We start from the raw sequence: 20,364 nt of genomic DNA on the forward strand, positions 1-20,364 counted from the left end.
ACCGCTTTCGACAAGTATGCAGTTTGCATTTTCCGATTTACTGGTGGTCGCCACACGGCTGTCCAACCAACCAAGGAGTGCATCGTGCGTATCCAATCGCTGCCGTTGTATTTGCTGAAACCGCTGTGCCTTGCCGCCATGTTGTGCGCCGCGGCCGGTGCCCAGGCGGGCATCACGGTTTACACGTCCCAGAGCGACTTCCTGAGCGCCGTCTCGGCGCCCGCCGTCGATACCTTCGACGACCTCACCATCGCACCGTACGGCGACACGGTCTTTCGTACGGCCGCCGCCTACAACTACCAGGCGTATTCCGACACCGGCATCTGGGGCGCCGGCGGTCCGACGGATTTCTGGCTGTCGAACAATACCCGCGACAACCCCATCGTGTTCTCGAACTTCACCGGCGGGGTGAGCGCCTTCGGCGGCCAGTTCTTCGCGTCGGACGTTGCCGGCCAGTTCGTGGACGGCAACGTCGTGCTGACGGCCGCCGACGGCGGCACGCTCACCTATGACGTCACGGGTGCGACGACGTCCTCGTTCGTCGGTTTCGTGTCGACGTCGCCCCTGTCTTCCGTGACCCTGGTCACGGACGGCGGCGCGTACTGGCCGACGGCGAACAACGTCGTGCTCGCGGTGCCGGAACCTGTCACCTACGGCATGATGCTGACGGGCATCGGCCTGCTGGGCCTGGTGGCGCGCCGGCGCCGCGGCTGAGGCCATCCGCGCGCATCTTCCACACTCATCTATATACGCAGCACAAGACGGCTGCGAATGCACGGTCATTCAGATTGCATCGAATGCGGCACGGGTATGTACTTGGGGCCGGCCCGCCGGGTCATCCCATCGACTAACCTCGGAGAACAATGTGCGTACCCAATATCCGCTGTCCCTGAAACACCTATGCCTGGCTGTCCTGCTGTGCGCCGCGGGCGCGGCCCGTGCGGACATCCATGTCTACACGAATGCGGCCGACTTCATGTCCGCCGTGTCCGCGCCGGGCATCGACACCTATGACGACCTGCGCGTGCAGCAATATGGCGACACGCTGCTCCGCAACGCCGGTAGCTACGACTACCAGGCGTATTCGTACGGCGCGTTGTGGGGTGCCGGCGGACCGGGCGATTACTGGCTGTCGAACAATACGCAGGCCGACACCATTGTTTTCAGTAATTTCTCCGGCGGCGTGAGCGCGTTCGGCGGCCAGTTCTTCGCGTCCGACATCGCCGGGCAATTCCTCCCGTCCGGCAGCCTGACCTTGACCGCGAGCGATGGCGACACGCTGAGCTATACGCTGGACGGCGCCACGGAGACGTCGTTCCTCGGCTTCGTCTCGACGAGCGCGCTGGAGTCGGTCACGCTGCAGGCGAACGGCAGCTATTGGCCGACGGCCAACAACGTGATGCTGGCCGTGCCCGAGCCCGCCACCTACGGCATGCTGCTGGCCGGACTGGGATTGTTCGGCCTGGCCGCGCGGCGGCGGCGCTGACGCCGCCCGGCCCACCCTGGCGCCGCCGCATGCCGGATTGCTATAATCGCCGGATCGTACAACGGCATTCCAGGGCGGGGCAGGGCAGTGGCAAAACTCTATTTCAGGTATTCGGCGATGAACGCCGGCAAATCGACGTCGCTGCTGCAAGTGGCACACAACTACGAAGAGCAGGGCCAGAAGGTCCGGTTGTACACCGCCGCCATCGACGACCGCTACGGCGTCGGCCAGATCACGTCGCGCCTGGGCCCGCAGCGCCAGACCGACGTGTTCGACCCGCGCACGAACTTCCTGGACGACGCGCCTGCGGTGGCCTGCGTCCTGGTCGACGAAGCCCAGTTTCTGACGCGGGAACAGGTCGTGCAGCTGCACCAGCTGGCCCAGGTGCGGGGCGTGCCCGTGATCTGCTACGGCCTGCGCAGCGATTTCCGCGGCGACCCGTTCCCCGGCTCGGCCTACCTGCTGGCGCTGGCCGACGACATCGAGGAAATCAAGAACATCTGCACGTGCGGCAAGAAGGCGACGATGAACATCCGGGTCGACGCCGAGGGGCGCCGCATCCGCGAAGGCGAGCAGGTCAGCATTGGCGGCAACGAAAGCTACCGCCAGGCCTGCGGCCGCTGTTTCTACCTGGGCTGACGCGGCACGACCATGTCCTGGCCGGCAGGTTGCCTCGCCCATCTGCCCGCCTGGGCCTGCGGCCTGGGCGAGATTGCGCTGTACCTCGCGCCCTCGCTGGCGCTGGCATTCCTGATCTGGATGGTCACCAGGGCGCACCCCGTCTTTTTCCTGTTCAGCGCGGTCGGCACGTTTTGCCACGAGCTGGCGCATTTCGCCGTCGGGCTGCTGCTCGGCGCGGATCCGGTCGGTTTTACCATCATCCCGCGCCGCAACGGCCGCACCTGGGAGCTGGGGTCGGTGTCGTTTGCCAACCTGCGCTGGTATAACGCGGCGCCGGCGGCGCTGGCACCGTTCCTGGTGCTGCTCGTGCCGTTGGGCGTCGCGTGGTGGCGCACCCGCGCGGCCTGGCACTTCGGCCCGGCCGACCTGGCGTTGACCCTGCTGCTGGCGCCGCAGTTCCTGTCGTTCTGGCCGTCGCCCGTCGACTGGAAGCTGGCGCTGCGCAGCTGGCCTTATCTGTTGATCATCGCGGCGGCCGGCCTTGCCCTGTGCTGGTTTCAGACCAGTTTGTTTCGATTTGTAAAAGCGTAGGCGCGCGGCCGCCGTCAAGACTTAAGCTCGGCTGAAACGCGTACAAGCCGGCTCTGCGCCGCTGCGCTATCCTGTAGAATGGGTCGCATCCGCCGCTGCGTCGGCGCGACCGTCAGCCCTCCCGCCTGGCAGTCGCCATTGAATATCCCGTCCGGAGAACCTATAGAATGAAGAAGCAGATGTTGATGGTCGCGCTGGCGTTTGCCATGTCGGCCCACGTGGTCACGGCGCAGCCGGAAAAGGTCGCCACCGTCCAGACCGACAAGGCCGCCATCGTCCAGCTCAAGCCATCCGTCGCCCAGACCCAGGCGGCCCTGTGGGCGTCGCGCGTGCTCGCGCGCTACCACTACAAGGCGATGCCGCTCGACGACGCGATGTCCGCGAAGATCTTCGACGCCTACTTCAAGGCGCTCGACAGCGAAAAGCTGTACTTCACCCAGGCCGACATCGACGGCTTCGCACCCGTGCGCAACAAGCTGGACGATGCGATCAACAACGAAGACCTGACGGTGCCTTTCCAGATCTACAACGTGTACCAGCAGCGTTTCTTCGACCGCATGGCGTACGCCCGTGAGCTGTTGAAGGGCAAGTTCGATTTCAACACGGACGAGACGCTGCAGATCGACCGCGAGAAGGCCGCGTGGGCAAAGAACGAGGACGAAGCGAAGGACCTGTGGCGCAAGCGCGTCAAGAACGACTGGCTGCGCCTCAAGCTGGCCGGCAAGGACGACAAGTCGATCCGCGAGACGCTGGACAAGCGCTACGAGGGCTACCAGAGCCGCCTCAAGAAGCTGAACAACGAAGACGTGTTCCAGATGTTCATGAACGCGTACGCGATGGCGATCGAGCCGCACACGAACTACCTGGGCCCGCGCTCGGCCGAGAACTTCGACATCGCCATGCGCCTGTCGCTGGACGGCATCGGCGCCGTGCTGCAGTCGCGCGAGGACTACACCGTGATCCGCGAAGTCGTCCCCGGCGGCCCGGCCGACAAGTCCGGCAAGCTGAAGGTGGGCGACCGCATCGTCGGCGTCGCGCAGGGCAACGGCCCGTTCACGGACGTGATGGGCTGGCGCATCGACGACGTCGTGCAGCTCGTGCGCGGCGAACGCAATTCGACGGTCCGCCTCGACGTGCTGCCGGCCGACGTCGGCCAGGACGGCAAGCACACGACCATCTCGCTCGTGCGCCAGAAGATCAGCATGGAAGAGCAGTCGGCCAAGAAGAAGATCATCGAGGTCACCGACAACGGCGTGAAGCGCCGCATCGGCGTGATCCAGCTGCCGACCTTCTACCAGGACTTCGAGGCGCGCCGCAAGGGCGACAAGGACTTCAAGAGCGCCACCCGCGACGTGAAGCGCATCCTTGGCGAACTCAAGAAGGAGAAGGTCGACAACGTCCTGATCGACCTGCGCAACAACGGCGGCGGTTCGCTGATCGAGGCCGTCGAACTGACCGGCCTGTTCATCGACAAGGGCCCGGTCGTGCAGCAGCGCAGCGCGGAAGGCCGCGTCGAGGTCGAGAGCGACACGGATGCCGGCCTGGCCTGGGACGGTCCGATGGGCGTGCTGATCAACCGCGGTTCTGCATCGGCGTCGGAGATCTTCGCCGCCGCGATCCAGGACTATGGCCGCGGCATCATCATCGGCGAGCCGAGCTTCGGCAAGGGCACCGTGCAGACGCTGATCAACCTCGACCGCTTCTCGCAGAACGACAAGCTGAAGTACGGCGAGCTGAAAATGACGATCGCCCAGTTCTTCCGCATCAACGGCGGCACGACGCAGTTGCGCGGCGTCACGCCGGACATCAAGTTCCCGGTGACGTCGGATGACGACAACTTCGGCGAGCAGTCGTACGAGAACGCGTTGCCGTGGGTGCAGATCAAGCCGGCGACCTATATGCCGTCCGGCGACCTGAAGGAGCTGTTCAATCCGCTGCAGAAGAAGCATGACGCGCGCGTCGCCAAGGACCGCGACTTCCTGGACATCGAGCAGGACATCGCCGAAGCCCTCAAGCTGCGCAAGGACAACGTCATCTCGCTCAACGAAGCGGTGCGCCGCAAGGAGCGCGAGAACCAGGAAGCCAAGGCGCGCCTGCGCGAATCGCGCCTGGCCGGCAAGGACAATCCGGATGAGCCGGTCGCGGGTCCGGGCAGCAAGGAGCAGCGCGGCAAGGTGCCGTCGCCGACGAGCCCGAAGAAGACGAATGTCGTGCTGAAAGGCGCGGCGGGCGCCGACGACGGCCTGCAGGGCGACGAGCGCAGCCTGACGGCCGAACTGGCCGCCGAGAAGGCCGCCAAGAACGCCAAGGACGTCTATCTGCAGGAAGCGGCACACATCCTGGCCGACGAGGCCGGCATGCTGAAGGCGGACACCCGGATGGCATCGCGCGCCATGCCGTACTTGTCAATGTTGAAACAGAATAGTAACTAATGAATTGTTAATTATTTTGTAGAAATTTCCGGGTTTTCACCCGGAAAGAATGACCGAAGGCGAGGCTCCCCATGGGGCCTCGCCTTTTTTTATGCCGTTCAATTGAAAATTGTGATTTTTGCAGCTGTGATACATTGGCTCAGCAGTTAAATTAAGAATAACTTTTCACACTGAGCAAGGAGTTCATTATGTCAACTCGTTACCTCATCGCGGCGGCTCTCCTGTTCGGAAGCGCGTGCGGGGCGCAAGCGGAAGTGGTCTCGGCAGCGGCCCAATCGGGTTTCCTGTCCGGATGGACCGGCGGCAACGGCGCGGATGTCGTCGGTTCCGGGGTGCTGGCGAACGGCGTCAGCCTGGTCGGCGGCGCGGCCTATGGCAGCGGTAACCTCGCCGAGGCGTTGTATCAAAAGGCGAGCGCAAGCGTCGGGCAGACCGGTACGGAAGTCAAATTGTCGTACTCGCAGGGTATCGAAGGCACGTATCTGCTGAGCACCAGCAACGCCAAGCTCGCGGCGATGCTGGGTAACGGCATGTCCGTGGTGTCCACCAGCGACGGCAAGGTCGTCACGCCGGGTCAGCTGGGTGGAGCGGGCAGCAGCGGCAGCAGCGGAGCATCCGGCGGAGGCGGCGGAGCATCCGGCGGCGGCGGCGGTTCGTCCGGCGGCGGCGCGGCCGCTGGCGGCGGGTCCACCAAAGGCGGCGGACCGACCGACGTGGGCAACAGCGTCGACGGGGCGCCGTCGGGCAATTATGGCAATTCGGGCAATGGCGCCACGGTGATCACGCCGGCCGCCGGCGGGCAGACGGGCGGCGCGATCGTCGAGCTGCCGGTGCCGGCCCAGGATGCCGGCGACGGCGGGTTCGATACCGGCATCGGCGCCGGCTTGCCGGTGAGCCTGCCGGCGGCCGCCGCCGTACCGGAACCGTCGTCGATCGCCCTGATGCTGGCCGGCATGCTGGGCGCGATGGGTGTCGTGCGTCGCCGCAAGCACTGATCCGCGGTTCGCAGTCATCACGCATTCGTCGCCCCCGCCCCGTGCGGGGGCGATGCTTTTGGGAGGCCCCCTCTTTATCGCCCGGTGATTTCAGGTACAATCTTTTGAACGGTCGTGCTTTTTTGGCCGGCACACAAAGGAGACAACATGGACCTGACCTACACCGGCGACGACCTGGCTTTCCGCGACCAGGTACGCGCCTTCCTCGAGGCCGAGTTGCCGGCCGACCTGCGCCACAAGGTTCAACACCACCTGCGCCTGCACAAGGACGACTACGTCCGCTGGCACAGGATCCTGGCGCGCCAGGGCTGGGCCGCGCCCGGCTGGCCGCGCGAGTACGGCGGGCCGGGCTGGACGCCCGTGCAGCGCCACATCTTCGACGAGGAATGCGCCCGCGCCGGCACGCCGCCCGTGCTGCCGTTCGGCGTGAACATGGTCGCGCCGGTGATCATGGCGTTCGGCAGCCAGGCCCAGAAGGACTACTACCTGCCGCGCATCCTGGCGTGCGAGGACTGGTGGTGCCAGGGCTATTCCGAGCCGGGCGCCGGGTCCGACCTCGCGTCACTGAAGACGACGGCCGTCCTTGAGCGGGACGGCGGCGGCGATCACTACGTGGTGAACGGCCAGAAGACGTGGACCACATTGGCCCAGCACGCCGACATGATCTTCTGCCTCGTCCGTACCGACCCCGGCGTGCGCAAGCAGGAGGGCATCTCCTTCCTGCTGATCGACATGCATGCGCCCGGCGTCACCGTGCGCCCGATCATCATGCTGGATGAAGACCACGAAGTGAACGAGGTCTTTTTCGACAATGTGCGCGTGCCGGTGTCTAACCTCGTCGGCCAGGAAAACAAGGGCTGGACCTATGCCAAGTATTTGCTGGGCCACGAGCGCACCGGCATCGCGGCCGTGGGCCGGTCCAAGCGCGAACTGGCCCGGTTGAAGGCATTGGCGCGGCGCGAGCAGAAGGATGGCCGGCCGTTGCTGAACGACCCGCTGTTCGCGGCGAAAGTCGCCGACCTGGAGATCGAACTCATGGCGCTCGAGATGACCGTGCTGCGCGTGCTGGCCGACGCCCACAAGGCGCCGGGCCCGGAAGCATCCGTGCTCAAGGTGCGCGGCACCGAGATCCAGCAGCGGCTGTCGGAGCTGATGGTCGAGGCGGCCGGCCCGCTGGCGCTGCCGTTCGATCCGGCCTATCTCGACGGCGCGCGCGAACACAGCGCCATCGACGACGACTTCGCCGCGCCGCTGCTGCCGCATTACTTCAATGTCCGCAAGACGTCGATCTACGGCGGATCGAACGAGATCCAACGCAACATCATCTCCCAGATGATCCTGGGCCTGTGAGGAAAGACATGGACTTCAACTTCAAGGAAGAGCAACTGCAACTGGCCGATGCCCTCAAGCGCTGGATCGCACGCGACTATACGTTCGACGCCCGCCGCGCGATCGTCGGTTCGCCCGCGGGCGTGTCGGACGCCGCCTGGGGCACGCTCGCCGAACTGGGCCTGACGGCGCTCCCGCTGCCGGAAGCGCACGGCGGCTTCGACGGCGACGCGGTCGACATGTTCGTCGTCATGCAGGAGCTGGGCCGCGGCCTCGTCGTCGAACCGTATGTCGCGACGATGCTGGGCGCCGAGTTCCTGCGCCGCGGCGGCGCGCACGGTGAGCTGCTGGACCGCGTCGCGGGCGGCGCGCTGAAGCTGGCGTGCGCGCTGGGCGAACGCCAGTCCCGCCACGACCTGCGCGACATCGCCACGCGCGCCGTCCGCGACGGGGACGGCTGGCGCCTCGACGGCGAAAAGAAGGTCGTGCTGCACGGCGCCCAGGCCGGCGTGCTGGTCGTGTCGGCGCGCAGCGCCGGCGGCCAGCGCGACGAGGCGGGCATCACGCTGTTCGCGGTCGCGGCGGATGCGCCGGGCGTCGTCACGCGGGACGTGCGCATGCTGGACGGCCAGCGCGCCGCGACGTGCTGCTGCGCGACGTGCGCGTGGACGCCGCCGCCGTGATCGGCACGGCGGACGCCGGCTGGGACATCATGGAAGCGGCGGCCGATTACGGTGCGGCCCTGCTGTGCGCCGAGGCGCTCGGCGCGATGGACGCCCTGTTCGGCGCGACGCTCGACTACCTCAAGACGCGCCAGCAGTTCGGCGTCCCGATCGGCAAATTCCAGGCGCTGCAGCACCGCATGGCCGACATGTACGTGCACCTGGAGCAGGCCCGTTCGATGGCGCTGCTGGCGGCCGTGCGCGTCGCGGAAGACGCACGCGAGGCCGGCGGCAGCAGCGCGGCGGAGCGCCGCCGCGCGGTCTCGGCCGCCAAGTACCGCGTGGGCCAGGCCGCGCGCTTCGTCGGCCAGCAGGCGGTCCAGCTGCACGGCGGCATGGGCGTGACGGACGAGCTGCCGGCGTCGCATTATTTCAAGCGCCTGTCGACGTTCGAACTGACCCTGGGCGATTGCGACCATCACCTGGCCCGCTTCATCGCGCAGCCGGGCTTCCTCGACGGGGAGGCAGCCTAATGTCTTTGTCAAGCAAACTCGGTGGGCGTTGGATCGAAGGGGCGGCGGTAGGTGAGCATGGCCCACAGGACGTTCACACGCCGGCGCGCCAGCGCGATGATGGCCTGATGATGGCGCTTGCCCTCGCGCCGTTTTCGGTCGTAGAACTGGCGGCTGGCGGGACATCGCAGGGACGCGAAGGCGGATTGATAGAAGACGCGTTTGAGCCCCTTGTTGCCGCCCAGCGGGCGCTTGAGCCAACGCGTCTTGCCGGATTGTTTGAGCACGGGCGCGAGGCCGGCTGCAGCGGCCAGCGCGTCGCCGGATCGAAAGCGGCTGATCTGCCCAACCTCGGCGATGAATTCCGCCGTCATGATGGCCCCCATCCCGGGCAGGCTGCGGATGAGGGCCGCGTCAGGGTGGCGTCGCAACAATTCTTCGAGTTCGCCGTCGATCCGGTCAAGTCTGGCGACGGCTGCGAGAGACTCCTCGGCCAGTTCCTTGATCAACCGGCCCACGGTACGGCTGCCCGGCACGACGGTAGCTTGCCGCAGTGCCGCCGCCCGCGCAGCCATCGCCAGCTCTTGCCCACAGGTGCGCTTGCCGGTCGAACCCAACGCCGTCAGCAAATCGCTCAGGCTCAGAGTTCGAAACTCTTCCGGCGTGACAGCGCAGGCCAGCAGGCGCAAACCCATCTTCGTCGTCATGTCGATCCGGTGTTCAAGTTCAGGAAAAATACCGACCAGCAAATCATGCATGCGCGCGATGCGGCGGGTCTGCTCCTGCGTCAGGTCGGCCCGGTGCGACACCAGCAAACGGATTTCAATGTCCAGTTCAGTCTCAGCCACGACTGGGCGCAAGTCGCTCCGCGTCCGGACCTGGTCGGCAATGACGCGGGCATCACGCGGATCGCTTTTCGCTTCGCCGCCGACCGTTCCTTGGCGGGCACGGTTGACCGCCAGGCCCGGGATATGGACCAGCTCGACGCCGGCGTGCAGCAACACCGCCTGGGCAAAGGCTGCAATCCCGCCCAGCACATCAATGCCCACCCGGCAGGGCTGGGCAAGCTTGCTCAACTCCTCGACCAGCAGGGTCAAATCGACGGGCGTATTCATCACCTTCCGGTTCAACACTACCCTGCCAACGGAATCAACCGCACAGGCCCAATGGATTTCCTTGGCAATATCAATACCGACAAACGTGCTCATCAGTGGCCTCCCTTTTACGTGGCTCAGCCTTTCCTGATTGCCTGCCTCGCCCTACACAGCGATCGCTCGCATAGCCTAATCAGCGGTCAACAGGAAATAGCGGAACGGGGGGATGTGCCTCCTGAGCCATCGATGGCAGCCAGCATGAAAACCATCCCCGTCCGCAGCCGGACGCAATCTTGGACAATCGACATTCGGCACCGTTTGCACGGTACTGAGAAAGGTAGGGCCGCATGAAGGCGTATTGGTATTTCGAGGATTTCGAGCCGGGCCAGGACATCGACCTGGGCCTGCGCACCGTCACGGAAGAGGAGATCGTCGCGTTCGCGCGCGACTACGATCCGCAGCCGTTCCACGTCGACCGGGATGCGGCCGCGCACTCGATCTACGGCGGCGTCATCGCCAGCGGCTGGCACACGTGCGGCATGATGATGCGCCTCGTCGTCGACGGGCTGCTCGGCAGATCGTCGAGCATGGGCTCGCCCGGCCTGGATGGCGTGCGCTGGCTCGCGCCCGTGCGCGCGGGCGACACGCTGAACGTGCGCTACCGGACCGTGCAGGTGAAGGCGTCGGCGTCCAAGCCTGACCGCGGCGTCGTCTGGTCGAAGTGGGTCGCCATCAACCAGCATGGCGAGACCGTGTGCACGGTCGAGGGCATGGGCATGTTCGGGCGCCGGCCCGGCGGGGAGGCGCGCGATGGCTAAGGCATTGCACGAAGTGAGCGGGCTGGATGCGCTGAAGGCCCTCGTGGGCACGGAGCTCGGCCGCTCGCGCTGGTTCGAGGTCGGCCAGGAGCGCATCGCCACGTTCGCCGACGCCACCGACGACCACCAGTGGATCCACGTCGACCCGGACCGCAGCGCGCGCGAATCGCCGTTCGGCACGACCGTGGCGCACGGCTTCCTCACGCTGTCGCTGCTGCCGTCGATGCTGGCCGACGTGCTCGTGATGGTCGATGCGAAGCTCGTCGTGAACTATGGGCTGAACAAGGTGCGCTTTCCCGCGCCGGTGCCGGCCGGCAGCCGTGTGCGCGGGGCGATCGTGCTGGCGGCGCTGGACGAAGAAGCGGGGTCCAGCCAGCTCACGCTGGCCGTGACGGTCGAACGCGAGGGCGGCACGAAGCCGGTCTGCGTGGCCGAATTCCTCGTGCGCCGCTACGCCTGAGACCGCGATCTGCGAATCGTCGTCCCCGCGCAGGCGGGGACCCAAGTTGCGCGCGCCGTCGCGACGCGTGCAGGTCGCGCGCGGCCGCCTGCGCGGGAGCGAAGCCGGGTACGGTTTCGGGTATCAACCGATGCATTCCGCGCCGCCGAGGCGGAAGCGGTTGCGGCCCTCGGCCTTGGCCTGGTAGAGCAGGGCGTCCGCGACCTGGATCAGGTCGGCCGGGAGACTGTGCTCGCCCGGCACCATGCACGCGATGCCCATGCTGGCCGTCAGGTAAGCGGCCGTCGGCGAGGCCTCGTGCGGGATGCCCAGATGCTCCAGTTCCGCCATGAGCCGGTGCGCCACGCCGGTGGCGCCGCGGCTGTCCAGCTGCGGCAGCAGGACCGCGAATTCCTCGCCGCCGTAGCGGGCCACGAGGTCTTGCGTGCGCGCGGCGGCGCGGCGCATCGCCGCGGCGAACTGCATCAGGGTCGCGTCGCCGGCCTGGTGGCCATAGTGGTCGTTGTACAGCTTGAAATGGTCGATGTCGACCAGGATCAGCGCCACCGGCAGGCCGGCGCGCCCGCAGCGGCGCCATTCGGCGTCGAGGCGTTCGTCGAAGGCGCGGCGGTTGGCCACGCCCGTCAGCGCGTCGGTGAGGATCAGGGCGCGCAAGGCGTCGCGCTGGCGCTTGACGGTGAGCTGGGTGCGCACGCGCGCCCGCACGACGGCCGCGTTCACGGGCTTGCTGATGAAGTCGGCGGCGCCGGCGCCCAGCGCGCGCGTCTCGTCCTCGGGCGACTTCAGCGCGGTCACGAAGATCACGGGGATGTCGCTCGTCTCGGGCGCCGCGAGGAGCTCCTTGCAGACGGCATAACCGTCCATGCCCGGCATGACGGCGTCCAGCAGGATCAGGTCGGGCTGCTGGGTGCGGGCGATGTCGAGCGCGCGCGGACCGTCCAGCGCGAACAGGACTTCGTGCTCGTCCTGCAGGGCGCCGTGCAGGATCTGGATGTTTTCCATCGCATCGTCGACCACCAGGATGCGGCCGTTCAAGGCCATGTCGGTCCAGCTCATGCATCCTCCTTCGTGTCCAGTAGCGCGCGCACCAGCTGCGCCGCCTCTTCGAAGCGCAGCGTCGCCACCGCGTCCGCCAGCGGCGCCACGGCGCCGGGCTCCAGCCGGGCGAGGGCGGGACGCAGCGTCTCGAACTGCGCCATCGCTTTCATGTTGTTATTGTGGAGCAAATCGAGCAGCTGCGCCAACTCGCGCCGCAAGGTAGCGCTATCTTCCGCCTGTGCCGGTGCCGCGTCCGCCGGTTGCGGGGCCGGGAGGTCGCGCGCCGCGTCCAGCACGATCCGCAGGGCCGCCTCGAGGCGGGCCAGGCGCAGCGCGAGCGCCGCGGCGTCCTCGCTGCGCAGCGCCCGCTCCAGTTCCAGCGCCTGCCCGGCCACGTCCGTCGCGCCCAGGTTGGCGGCCACGCCGCGCAGGCGGTGCGCGGCCTGGCCCGCGGCTGTGCGGTCGCCCGCGTCGAGCAGGGCCCGGATGTCGGACACGGCGCCGCCCTGCGAACTTTCGAAGCGCTTGAACAGGGCGGCGAAGCTGGCGAAACTGCCGCCGAAGCGGGGCAGCGTCGCCTTCAGGTCGATGCCGGGCTGGTTGGCCGGCGCGGCCGGTCCGGACGCCGGTGCGGTGCCGGCGGCGTCGGCGGCGTCGGGCGCGGGCGCCGCCGGGCGGCCCGTGAGGCGGCTCAGCATGTCCACCAGTTCGTCCACGTCGATCGGCTTTGCGAGGTAGTCGCTCATGCCGGCGGCGCGGGCGCGGCGGCGGTCCTCGTCGAGGGCGTTGGCCGTCATCGCGATCACGGGCAGGCGGTCGAGGCCCATCGCGCGGATCGCGGCCGTCGCTTCGAAACCGTCCATCACGGGCATCTGCAAGTCCATCAGCACGGCGTCGTACTGGGCCGCCGCATTGCCGGCCGAATGTTCGCCCAGCATGCTGACGGCGATGCGGCCGTTCGCCGCGAAATCGACGCTGGCGCCGGCGTGCACGAGCACGTAGTTCGCCACTTCCTGGTTGAGCAGATTGTCTTCGACGACGAGCACGCGCATGCCGGCGAGGCGCCCGCCGAGCGGCGCCGTGCGGTGCGGGGCCGGCGCCGGGGCGCCGCTGTGCAGTTCCGCCAGCACGTCGGCCAGCGCGCCCGGCGTGAACGGTTTCGCGAGCACGGCGTCGATGCGCAGGTCGGCCGCCACCGCATCGACGCGTTCGCGCTCCGGATCGGCGGCCAGCAGCGCGCAGCGGGGCAGGGCGATGGCCCGGTCGGCGCGCGCGAAGGCGATCACGGAGGCGCCGTCCAGGTCGCCCAGCACGCTGTCGATGAACGCGACGTCGAACGGTCCTTCGGCACGCAGCAGCGCCAGCGTGTCGGCGCCGCTGGCGGCCGTCGCGACGTGCCACCCGCGCGCCGCGAGCAGCCCGGCCAGCGCGGCGCGGCTGCTCGCATTGTCGTCCGCCACCAGCACGCGCAGCGGCGCATTCGCTTGATGGACCGGCGCCGCGGCGTCCGGCGCGGTGCCGAACGAGGCGGCGAAGCGGAACGTGGCGCCCCGGCCCGGCGCGCTGTCCACCCGCAGCTCGCCGCCCATCAGGCGCACGAGGCGCCGGCTGATCGCCAGGCCCAGGCCCGTGCCGCCGTACTTGCGGCTCGTGGAGGTGTCGGCCTGCGAGAACGCCTCGAACATGCGCTGCTGCTGCTCGGGCGCGATGCCGATGCCGCTGTCGCGCACGGTGAAGCCGAGCGCGATCCGGTCGCCGTCGCGGCCCACCGGGTCGATCGCCAGTACGACTTCGCCCCGCTCCGTGAACTTGATCGCGTTGCTGACGAGGTTGAGCAGCACCTGGCCGAGCCGCATCGGGTCGCCCACGAGGCGGGCCGGCACGTCGGGATGGACCGCGAACACGGGCTCGATGCCCTTGTTCCAGGCGCCCGTCGCGGACATCGCGGCGATGCTGGACAGGACGTCGTCCAGCGCGAACGGGGTCTGCTCGAGCACCAGCTGACCCGCTTCCACCTTCGAATAATCGAGCACGTCGTTCAGCATCGACAGCAGCGACTTCGCGGCCATCTGCATGCGCGCCACGTAGCCGCGCTCGCGCCGGCCCAGGTCGGCCTCCTCGAGCAGGCGCGCGAGGGCGATGACGGCGTTCATCGGCGTGCGGATCTCGTGGCTCATGTTGGCGAGGAATTCGCCCTTGGCGCTGCTGGCCGCTTCGGCCGCGTGCAGCGCTTCCTCCAGGCGCGACTGCGTGCGTTTCAGTTCCGTGATGTCGGCATGCAGCATGTAGAAACCCTGCACCCGCCCGTCCGGATCGATGTCGGGGATGTAGCTGCCCCACGCCTGGATCACCTTGCCGGAGCCCTTGCGGTGCAGCCTGCGTTCGAAGAACTGGCGCTCGCCGCGCAGGACGCCGTCGAGGTAGGTCTGCACTTCCGCGATCTGTTCCTCGTCGACGAGCTCGCGCATGTGGCGGCCGACGATGTCGGAGGAGGAACGCTCGAGCCAGTCGCAATAGGGCTTGTTCGCGAAGCGGCAGCGCATGTCCGCGTCCCAGTAGCCGACGAGCGCGGGCAGGTGGTCCGTCACGGTACGGATCATGCGTTCGCTTTCTTCCAGCCGGCGGCTGGCGGCGCGCAGCGCGGCGGCCGTCTCCACGCGGGCGCTGATGTCGCGGATGGTGCCCTGCACGATGCCGCGGCCGCCGATGTCGACGCTGTTGAGCAGCACGTCGGCGTGGAACTGCGAGCCGTCGCGGCGCCGGTAGATCCATTCGAAGCGGCTGCCGCCCGTGTCGAGTGCGCGCCGCATCGCCTCGTTCCACATGTCGTCCGAGCGGCGCCCGTTCGGCTGCAGTTCGGGCGAGCTGCTGGCCGGCGCCATCGCGAGGAATTCGTCCGCGCCGGCGCAGCCGAACAGGTCGATCGCGGCCTGGTTGGCGCTGAGGAAGCCGGCCCCGTAGGCGATCAGCACGTGGGCGTCGCCCGACCCTTCGAACAGGGTGCGGAACAGCTCCTCGTTGTCGCGGTTGCGCTGTTCCTGGCGCTTGCGCTCCGTGATGTCGAGCACGACGGCGTTGATGCCGACCAGCTCGCGCTCCGGGCCGTACACGGGGTAGTAGCTGCAGATCCAGTGGCGCATCACGCCCGGTTGCGCGGGGGTGTCGCCGCTGTCCTCGACCTCGATCAGCGGCCGCCCCGATGCCAGCACCTGGCGGTACGGCTTCTCGATGTGGACGCCCCGTTCGCCCAGCAGCTCGGGGAATGTGCGGCCGACGTGGGCGCTGGCCGGCAGCGCGTTCACGGCCGCCAGGTAGTCGTTGATCATGACGACCTTGAGGCTGCGGTCGACGAAGGCCAGGCCGACGGGCGCCGTGGCATACACGGTGGCCAGCATCGCGGAGGAGCGCTGCAGCTCGTTGGTGCGCTCGGCCACGAGCGATTCGAGGCCGGCGCGGTACTGCTGCAATTCGCCCTCGACCTTGCCCAGCGCGCGCGCGACGGTCGCCGCCTCGCGGATCGCCAGCGGCGGAATGACGAGCGCCTCGCCGCGCCCGAGCGCCGCCGCCGGCTCGGTCAGGGCCCGCACCGAGCGCGCGATCGAGTCGCCGATGCGCCAGGCGGCGCCGAGGCTGATGGCCAGCATGACGGCGATCCACGCGAGCGTGGTGGCGGGATCGGGGCCGAGGATCTCGCGCGCCGCGTGGCGCGGGAAGCCGATCGCCACGGCCCAGTCGTGCCCGAGCGTGCGCGCATAGGCCGCGTACATCGGCTGCGGCCCGTGGTCGAGCAGCTCGACGAGGCCGAGCGGCCGGTTGGCCAGCGCCCGCGCCAGTTCCGGACGCATGGTGTCGCTGATCGCGTGCAGCGTGTGCCCGCGGAACGCGACGAGCTTGCGGTGGTTGTCGAACACGAGGGCGGTCCAGTGCGGCGGCAGGTTCTGGTTCGCCAGCAGTTCCTGCAGGCGGCGCGGGCGCAGCTCGACGGTCAGCGCATACGCGACCTTGCCGCCGCGCCAGACCGGCACCGCGACCGAAATCACCCATGGCTGCGTGGCGTCGCCGCGGTGCAGGCCCGACGTGACCGTGTCGCCCGTATTGAACACGGTGCGCACGTCCGCTTCGTTGCCGCGCGGGGGCAGGACGCTGCCGAGCGTGTGGCGCGTGTCCAGCAGCACGGTGCCGTCCGGCGCGCTGACGGCGACGGCGTAGGCGGGGAATTCGGGCCGCAGCAGCCGGCGCGCGGCCGTGTGGAAGGCGGCCAGGTCGCCGTTCGCCAGGTTGGCCTGGTTGGCCAGGGTGCGCGCCGCGGTTTCGCCGTTGGCGAGGTCGCGGTCGACGGCCGCCGCCAGCGCGCGCGCGATCATTTCGGCATCCTCGGCGATGTGGGCCCGTTCGCGCTTGTCGGCGTCGGTGGCGAATACGAGGTAGCCGATCAGGATCGGCAGGGCGCACGCCAGCACGAGCGTCACCAGCTTGGCGCGAATGGAAGGTAGCGAACGACGTTGTAACAACTGCACTGCAAGCTCCGCGAAGGGTGCGCAGCCGACGCGGCGCCATAAGACATGGTAGCCCAGCAGGCGCGAGCGGCAAACCCCCTTGATGCCGACAACACGATTCCTGTCCCGCAACCCGTAAATTCGGGGTCAGAGCCCGATTCGTGGCAATTGATCGAAACAGGGCTCTGACCCCGAATTTTGACAACACTGTTTCTTGCCTGGCATGCCGGATAGGCATGGAGTCGCGCCGACGATACGTTTTGCGTTACGTAAAGTCATTCTCTAGGTTAATTTTTCGTTCCTGTGACATACAATGCAGGACTAGTCCTACATTGATCGAAGAGGTGGTATGGCGCGGCCCGAAAAAGTCCGACTTGGCGAAATCCTGGTGCAACAAAAGCTGCTGTCGGAAGACCAGCTGAACCAGGCCCTGGCCGACCAGAAGCGCAGCGGCCGCAAGCTGGGCCGCGTGTTCGTCGAGAGCGGCTTCGTCACGGAAGAGCAGATTTCCGGCGCGCTCGCGCGCCAGCTCGGCATCCCCTACCTCAACCTCAAGTTCTACAACATCAACCAGGACGTCGTGCGCCTGCTGCCGGAAACGCAGGCGCGCCGCTTCCGGGCGCTGGTGCTGGAAGACCGCGCCGACACGGTGCTCGTCGGCGTCTCCGACCCGACCGACCTGTTTGCCTACGACGAGATCGCGCGCCTGCTGAAGAAGGGCGTCGAACTGGCCGTCGTCAACGAGACGGAAGTGCTGCAGGCGATCGACCGCATCTACCGCCGCACGGGCGAGATCACGGGCCTCGCGCGCGAACTGGAACAGGACCTGGGCGACACGACGTCGGTCGACTTCGGCGCGCTGTCCGCCAACTCCGGGCTGGAAGAAGCGCCGGTCGTCAAGCTGCTGCAGTCGGTGTTCGACGATGCCGCCCAGGTGCGCGCATCGGACATCCACATCGAACCGCAGGACGGCCGCCTGCAGATCCGCTTCCGCATCGACGGCGTGCTGCACCTGCAGACCGAGGCCGACATCAAGATCGCGACGCCGCTGGCGCTGCGCCTGAAGCTGATGGCGGACCTCGACATCTCGGAAAAGCGCCTGCCGCAGGACGGCCGCTTCGCCGTCAAGGTGCGCAACCAGCGCATCGACGTCCGTATCTCGACCATGCCCACGCAGTACGGCGAATCCGTCGTCATGCGTCTGTTGAACCAGGTCGGCACCACGTTGCGCCTGGATGCGATCGGCATGCCGGCCGCGCTGGTCGAGCGCTTCCGGGCCATCGTCCAGCGCCCGAACGGGCTCGTGCTCGTGACCGGGCCGACGGGTTCCGGCAAGACGACCACGCTGTACAGCGCGCTGGCCGAGCTGAACTCGGTGGAGAAGAAGCTGATCACGGTCGAGGACCCGATCGAATACCGGCTGTCCGGCATCAACCAGGTGCAGGTCAACGACAAGATCGAGCTGAATTTCGCGCGCGTGCTGCGCTCCGCGCTGCGCCAGGACCCGGACATCGTGCTGGTCGGCGAGATGCGCGACCAGGAGACGGCGCAGATCGGCCTGCGCGCCGCCATGACGGGCCACCTCGTGTTGTCGACCTTGCACACGAACGACGCCGCATCGACCCCGCTGCGCCTGATGGACATGGGCGTCCCGCGCTACATGGTGAGCGGCTCGCTGCAGGCCGTGCTGGCGCAGCGTCTCGTGCGCGTGATCTGCGAAAGCTGCTCGGAGCCGTACCCGCTGCCGGCGCCGGAGCGCGCCTGGCTGCGCGCCGAACTGGGGGACCGCGCCGAGACGGTGCCGTTCTTCCACGGGCGCGGCTGCTCGCACTGCAACGGCACGGGCTACCGCGGACGGACCGGCGTGTACGAACTGCTGGAGATGACGCGCGCCGTCAACGAGGCCGCCAACCATCCGGACCCCGGGCACTTCCTGAAAGTGGCGCATGCCGAGATGCGCGGCGAGACGCTGCGCCGCAGCGGCGTGCGGCTGGCGATCCAGGGCCGCACGACGGTCGCGGAAGCCATGCGCATCAGTAACCAGATGGACGACTGATAAGCACCCATGCCGTTCTTTGCCTATAAAGGCCGCAACGCGCGCGGCGAATTGATGCAGGGGGTGCTGGAAGGCGCCGACAGCGCCGCCGTGGCCGACCAGCTGTCCGGCACCGGCGTCACCCCGCTGGACATCACGCCGACCACCCGCAAGGCCACGTCGGGCGGCGGCGGCGACGCCGGCGAAGGCCTGTGGCAGCGGCTGACGCGCCAGAAGGTCACCTCGATCGACGTGCAGCTGTTCAGCCGCCAGATCTACACGCTGCTGAAGTCCGGCGTGCCGATCATGCGCGGGCTGGCCGGGCTGCAGGAGTCGGCGACCAACAAAAGCTTCGCGCGCGTGATCCAGGACCTGCGCGAATCGCTGGACGCGGGCCGCGAACTGTCGACGGCGATGCGCCGCCACACCGAATGCTTCACGCCGTTCTACCTGTCGATGGTGCGCGTGGGCGAGATGACGGGCCGCCTGGAAGACGTGTTCCTGCGCCTGTTCGACCACCTCGAATTCGACCGCGACATGCGCGACCGGGTGAAGACCGCGCTGCGCTACCCCACGTTCGTCATCGTCGCGATGATCGCGGCGATGGTCGTCGTGAACGTGTTCGTGATCCCGCAGTTCGAGAAGGTCTTCCAGAGCTTCCACGCCGAACTGCCGCTGATGACGCGCATCCTGATCGCGACGTCGCGCTTCACGGTCGACTACTGGCCCGTGATGGCCGGCGCGGCGGTGGCCGCGTTCATGGGCTTCCGCGCCTGGACGCGCACGGCGGCGGGCCGCCTCACGTGGGACCGCTACAAGCTGCGCTTTCCCATCGCCGGCAAGATCATCCACAAGGCCACGATGGCCCGCTTCGCGCGCAGCTTCGCGCTGTCGATCCGCAGCGGCGTGCCGATCGTGCAAGCCCTCACGGTCGTCGCGCAGACGGCCGACAATGCCTATCTGACGCTGCGCCTCGACCAGATGCGCGACGGCGTCGAGCGCGGCGAAAGCATCCTGCGCACGGCGACCAATGCCCACGTGTTCACGCCGATCGTCCTGCAGATGATCGCCGTGGGCGAGGAATCCGGGTCGCTCGACGACCTGATGGACGAGATCGCGCAGATGTACGAGCGCGAAGTCGATTACGAACTCAAGACGCTGTCCAGCCAGATCGAGCCGATCCTGATCACCTTCCTCGGTGCGATGGTGCTCGTGCTGGCGCTGGGCATCTTCCTGCCGATCTGGGACCTGGGCAAGGCAGCCCTGCATCACTGACATGAGGACCACCATGGCAAGCACCGGACATACGCGCCCGCGCGGCTTCTCGCTGCTGGAATTCGCGCTCGTCGCCGCCGTCACGGCCGCGCTGTGCACCCTGCTGCTGCACCGCCTGGACGGCTACCGCCGCGCGGCCGAGGACGCGGCCACGGCCCAGACTGTCGCCGCGCTGCGCACGGCGCTGCAGGTCGAGGCGGCGCGCGCACTGGCGCAGGGCCGCACGGAGGCGCTGGCGGCGCTCGCGCAGGAGAATCCCATCCGCCTGCTGGCGCGGCCCCCGGCGAATTACCTCGGTGAATTCGCACTATCCATACAGGGTCGCGTGGCACGCAACGGGTGGGTGTTCGATCCGCGCGACAAAACCCTTGTCTATGTCACCTCAGAACGAGAAAGATTTGCCTCAGGCAAATCGGAATTGCCCGCGTTCAAGGTAGAATTAACGCGAAATGTCACAGTCGCGGGAAAGCCCGCGATGAGCCTTGCGCTGAACGAAGTCGATACGCAAGGCAGTCGTTAA

Annotated in this window: 15 protein-coding genes and 1 pseudogene; 13 read left to right on the forward strand and 3 right to left on the reverse strand. The window is 67.7% G+C overall.

What is annotated here, in order from left to right; genetic code table 11:
• Positions 1 to 84 precede the first annotated feature (84 nt).
• The 8 genes and pseudogenes from ACEN9Q_RS09120 (at position 85) to ACEN9Q_RS09155 (ending at position 8,649) form a co-directional block, all read left to right on the forward strand.
• Positions 85 to 714 (forward strand): PEP-CTERM sorting domain-containing protein, encoded by a 630-nt coding sequence (locus ACEN9Q_RS09120; protein ID WP_495628142.1) that lies wholly within the window; start codon positions 85 to 87, stop codon positions 712 to 714.
• 151 nt (positions 715 to 865) lie between these two features.
• The gene (locus ACEN9Q_RS09125) at positions 866 to 1,486 is read left to right on the forward strand and encodes a PEP-CTERM sorting domain-containing protein (RefSeq protein WP_495628143.1); all 621 of its coding nucleotides are present in this window, start codon (positions 866 to 868) and stop codon (positions 1,484 to 1,486) included.
• An 87-nt stretch (positions 1,487 to 1,573) separates the two neighbouring features.
• Complete coding sequence (locus tag ACEN9Q_RS09130) at positions 1,574 to 2,125, forward strand: thymidine kinase (RefSeq protein WP_056445759.1); 552 nt, start codon at positions 1,574 to 1,576, stop codon at positions 2,123 to 2,125.
• A 12-nt stretch (positions 2,126 to 2,137) separates the two neighbouring features.
• Positions 2,138 to 2,698 (forward strand): hypothetical protein, encoded by a 561-nt coding sequence (locus tag ACEN9Q_RS09135; protein WP_056445762.1) that lies wholly within the window; start codon positions 2,138 to 2,140, stop codon positions 2,696 to 2,698.
• A 167-nt stretch (positions 2,699 to 2,865) separates the two neighbouring features.
• Entirely contained in the window at positions 2,866 to 5,130 is a 2,265-nt protein-coding gene (locus tag ACEN9Q_RS09140) for a carboxy terminal-processing peptidase (RefSeq protein WP_495628144.1), read from the forward strand.
• Between the two features lie 188 nt (positions 5,131 to 5,318).
• Complete coding sequence (locus tag ACEN9Q_RS09145; RefSeq protein WP_495628145.1) at positions 5,319 to 6,125, forward strand: PEP-CTERM sorting domain-containing protein; 807 nt, start codon at positions 5,319 to 5,321, stop codon at positions 6,123 to 6,125.
• A gap of 147 nt (positions 6,126 to 6,272) precedes the next feature.
• Positions 6,273 to 7,475 carry an acyl-CoA dehydrogenase family protein gene (locus tag ACEN9Q_RS09150; RefSeq protein WP_495628146.1) on the forward strand — a complete coding sequence of 401 codons (1,203 nt, stop codon included), beginning with the start codon at positions 6,273 to 6,275 and terminating at the stop codon, positions 7,473 to 7,475.
• A gap of 8 nt (positions 7,476 to 7,483) precedes the next feature.
• Positions 7,484 to 8,649 (forward strand): annotated as a pseudogene (locus ACEN9Q_RS09155) (acyl-CoA dehydrogenase family protein).
• An 8-nt stretch (positions 8,650 to 8,657) separates the two neighbouring features.
• On the opposite strand, the gene ACEN9Q_RS09160 reads toward ACEN9Q_RS09155, so the two are convergent.
• The gene (locus tag ACEN9Q_RS09160; protein ID WP_056436183.1) at positions 8,658 to 9,836 is read right to left on the reverse strand and encodes an IS110 family RNA-guided transposase; all 1,179 of its coding nucleotides are present in this window, start codon (positions 9,834 to 9,836) and stop codon (positions 8,658 to 8,660) included.
• A 233-nt stretch (positions 9,837 to 10,069) separates the two neighbouring features.
• On the opposite strand from ACEN9Q_RS09160, the gene ACEN9Q_RS09165 reads away from it, so the two are divergent.
• Positions 10,070 to 10,540, forward strand: coding sequence for a MaoC family dehydratase (locus ACEN9Q_RS09165; RefSeq protein ID WP_056445786.1), 471 nt, complete (start codon positions 10,070 to 10,072; stop codon positions 10,538 to 10,540).
• Complete coding sequence (locus ACEN9Q_RS09170) at positions 10,533 to 11,000, forward strand: MaoC family dehydratase (protein ID WP_056445790.1); 468 nt, start codon at positions 10,533 to 10,535, stop codon at positions 10,998 to 11,000. The genes ACEN9Q_RS09165 and ACEN9Q_RS09170 overlap by 8 nt, the downstream gene beginning before the upstream one ends.
• Before the next feature lie 123 nt (positions 11,001 to 11,123).
• Here ACEN9Q_RS09170 and ACEN9Q_RS09175 read toward each other — a convergent pair whose 3' ends face one another.
• Together ACEN9Q_RS09175 and ACEN9Q_RS09180 are read right to left on the reverse strand one after the other, a co-directional pair.
• Entirely contained in the window at positions 11,124 to 12,056 is a 933-nt protein-coding gene (locus ACEN9Q_RS09175) for a diguanylate cyclase domain-containing protein (protein WP_056445793.1), read from the reverse strand.
• Positions 12,053 to 16,555 (reverse strand): PAS domain-containing protein, encoded by a 4,503-nt coding sequence (locus tag ACEN9Q_RS09180; protein ID WP_495628147.1) that lies wholly within the window; start codon positions 16,553 to 16,555, stop codon positions 12,053 to 12,055. The genes ACEN9Q_RS09175 and ACEN9Q_RS09180 overlap by 4 nt, the downstream gene beginning before the upstream one ends.
• A 328-nt stretch (positions 16,556 to 16,883) precedes the next feature.
• On the opposite strand from ACEN9Q_RS09180, the gene ACEN9Q_RS09185 reads away from it, so the two are divergent.
• Genes ACEN9Q_RS09185 through ACEN9Q_RS09195 form a run of 3 tightly spaced genes read left to right on the forward strand, consistent with a single transcriptional unit; the run spans position 16,884 to position 20,364 of the window.
• Positions 16,884 to 18,590: a GspE/PulE family protein gene (locus ACEN9Q_RS09185; protein ID WP_056445799.1), complete on the forward strand. Its 1,707-nt coding sequence runs from the start codon at positions 16,884 to 16,886 to the stop codon at positions 18,588 to 18,590.
• 9 nt (positions 18,591 to 18,599) lie between these two features.
• Positions 18,600 to 19,844, forward strand: a complete 1,245-nt coding sequence (locus tag ACEN9Q_RS09190) for a type II secretion system F family protein (RefSeq protein ID WP_495628148.1) — start codon at positions 18,600 to 18,602, stop codon at positions 19,842 to 19,844.
• A gap of 13 nt (positions 19,845 to 19,857) precedes the next feature.
• The gene (locus ACEN9Q_RS09195) at positions 19,858 to 20,364 is read left to right on the forward strand and encodes a hypothetical protein (RefSeq protein WP_495628149.1); all 507 of its coding nucleotides are present in this window, start codon (positions 19,858 to 19,860) and stop codon (positions 20,362 to 20,364) included.

Source organism: Massilia sp. Masssp93 (assembly GCF_059491295.1).

Coding starts and splice junctions, on each gene's coding strand:
- ACEN9Q_RS09135 (WP_056445762.1), top strand. CDS start 2,138: ATGTCCTGGCCGGCAGGTTGCCTCGCCCATCTGCCCGCCTGGGCCTGC.
- ACEN9Q_RS09140 (WP_495628144.1), top strand. CDS start 2,866: ATGAAGAAGCAGATGTTGATGGTCGCGCTGGCGTTTGCCATGTCGGCC.
- ACEN9Q_RS09145 (WP_495628145.1), top strand. CDS start 5,319: ATGTCAACTCGTTACCTCATCGCGGCGGCTCTCCTGTTCGGAAGCGCG.
- ACEN9Q_RS09150 (WP_495628146.1), top strand. CDS start 6,273: ATGGACCTGACCTACACCGGCGACGACCTGGCTTTCCGCGACCAGGTA.
- ACEN9Q_RS09160 (WP_056436183.1), bottom strand. CDS start 9,836: ATGAGCACGTTTGTCGGTATTGATATTGCCAAGGAAATCCATTGGGCC.
- ACEN9Q_RS09165 (WP_056445786.1), top strand. CDS start 10,070: ATGAAGGCGTATTGGTATTTCGAGGATTTCGAGCCGGGCCAGGACATC.
- ACEN9Q_RS09170 (WP_056445790.1), top strand. CDS start 10,533: ATGGCTAAGGCATTGCACGAAGTGAGCGGGCTGGATGCGCTGAAGGCC.
- ACEN9Q_RS09175 (WP_056445793.1), bottom strand. CDS start 12,056: ATGAGCTGGACCGACATGGCCTTGAACGGCCGCATCCTGGTGGTCGAC.
- ACEN9Q_RS09185 (WP_056445799.1), top strand. CDS start 16,884: ATGGCGCGGCCCGAAAAAGTCCGACTTGGCGAAATCCTGGTGCAACAA.
- ACEN9Q_RS09190 (WP_495628148.1), top strand. CDS start 18,600: ATGCCGTTCTTTGCCTATAAAGGCCGCAACGCGCGCGGCGAATTGATG.
- ACEN9Q_RS09195 (WP_495628149.1), top strand. CDS start 19,858: ATGGCAAGCACCGGACATACGCGCCCGCGCGGCTTCTCGCTGCTGGAA.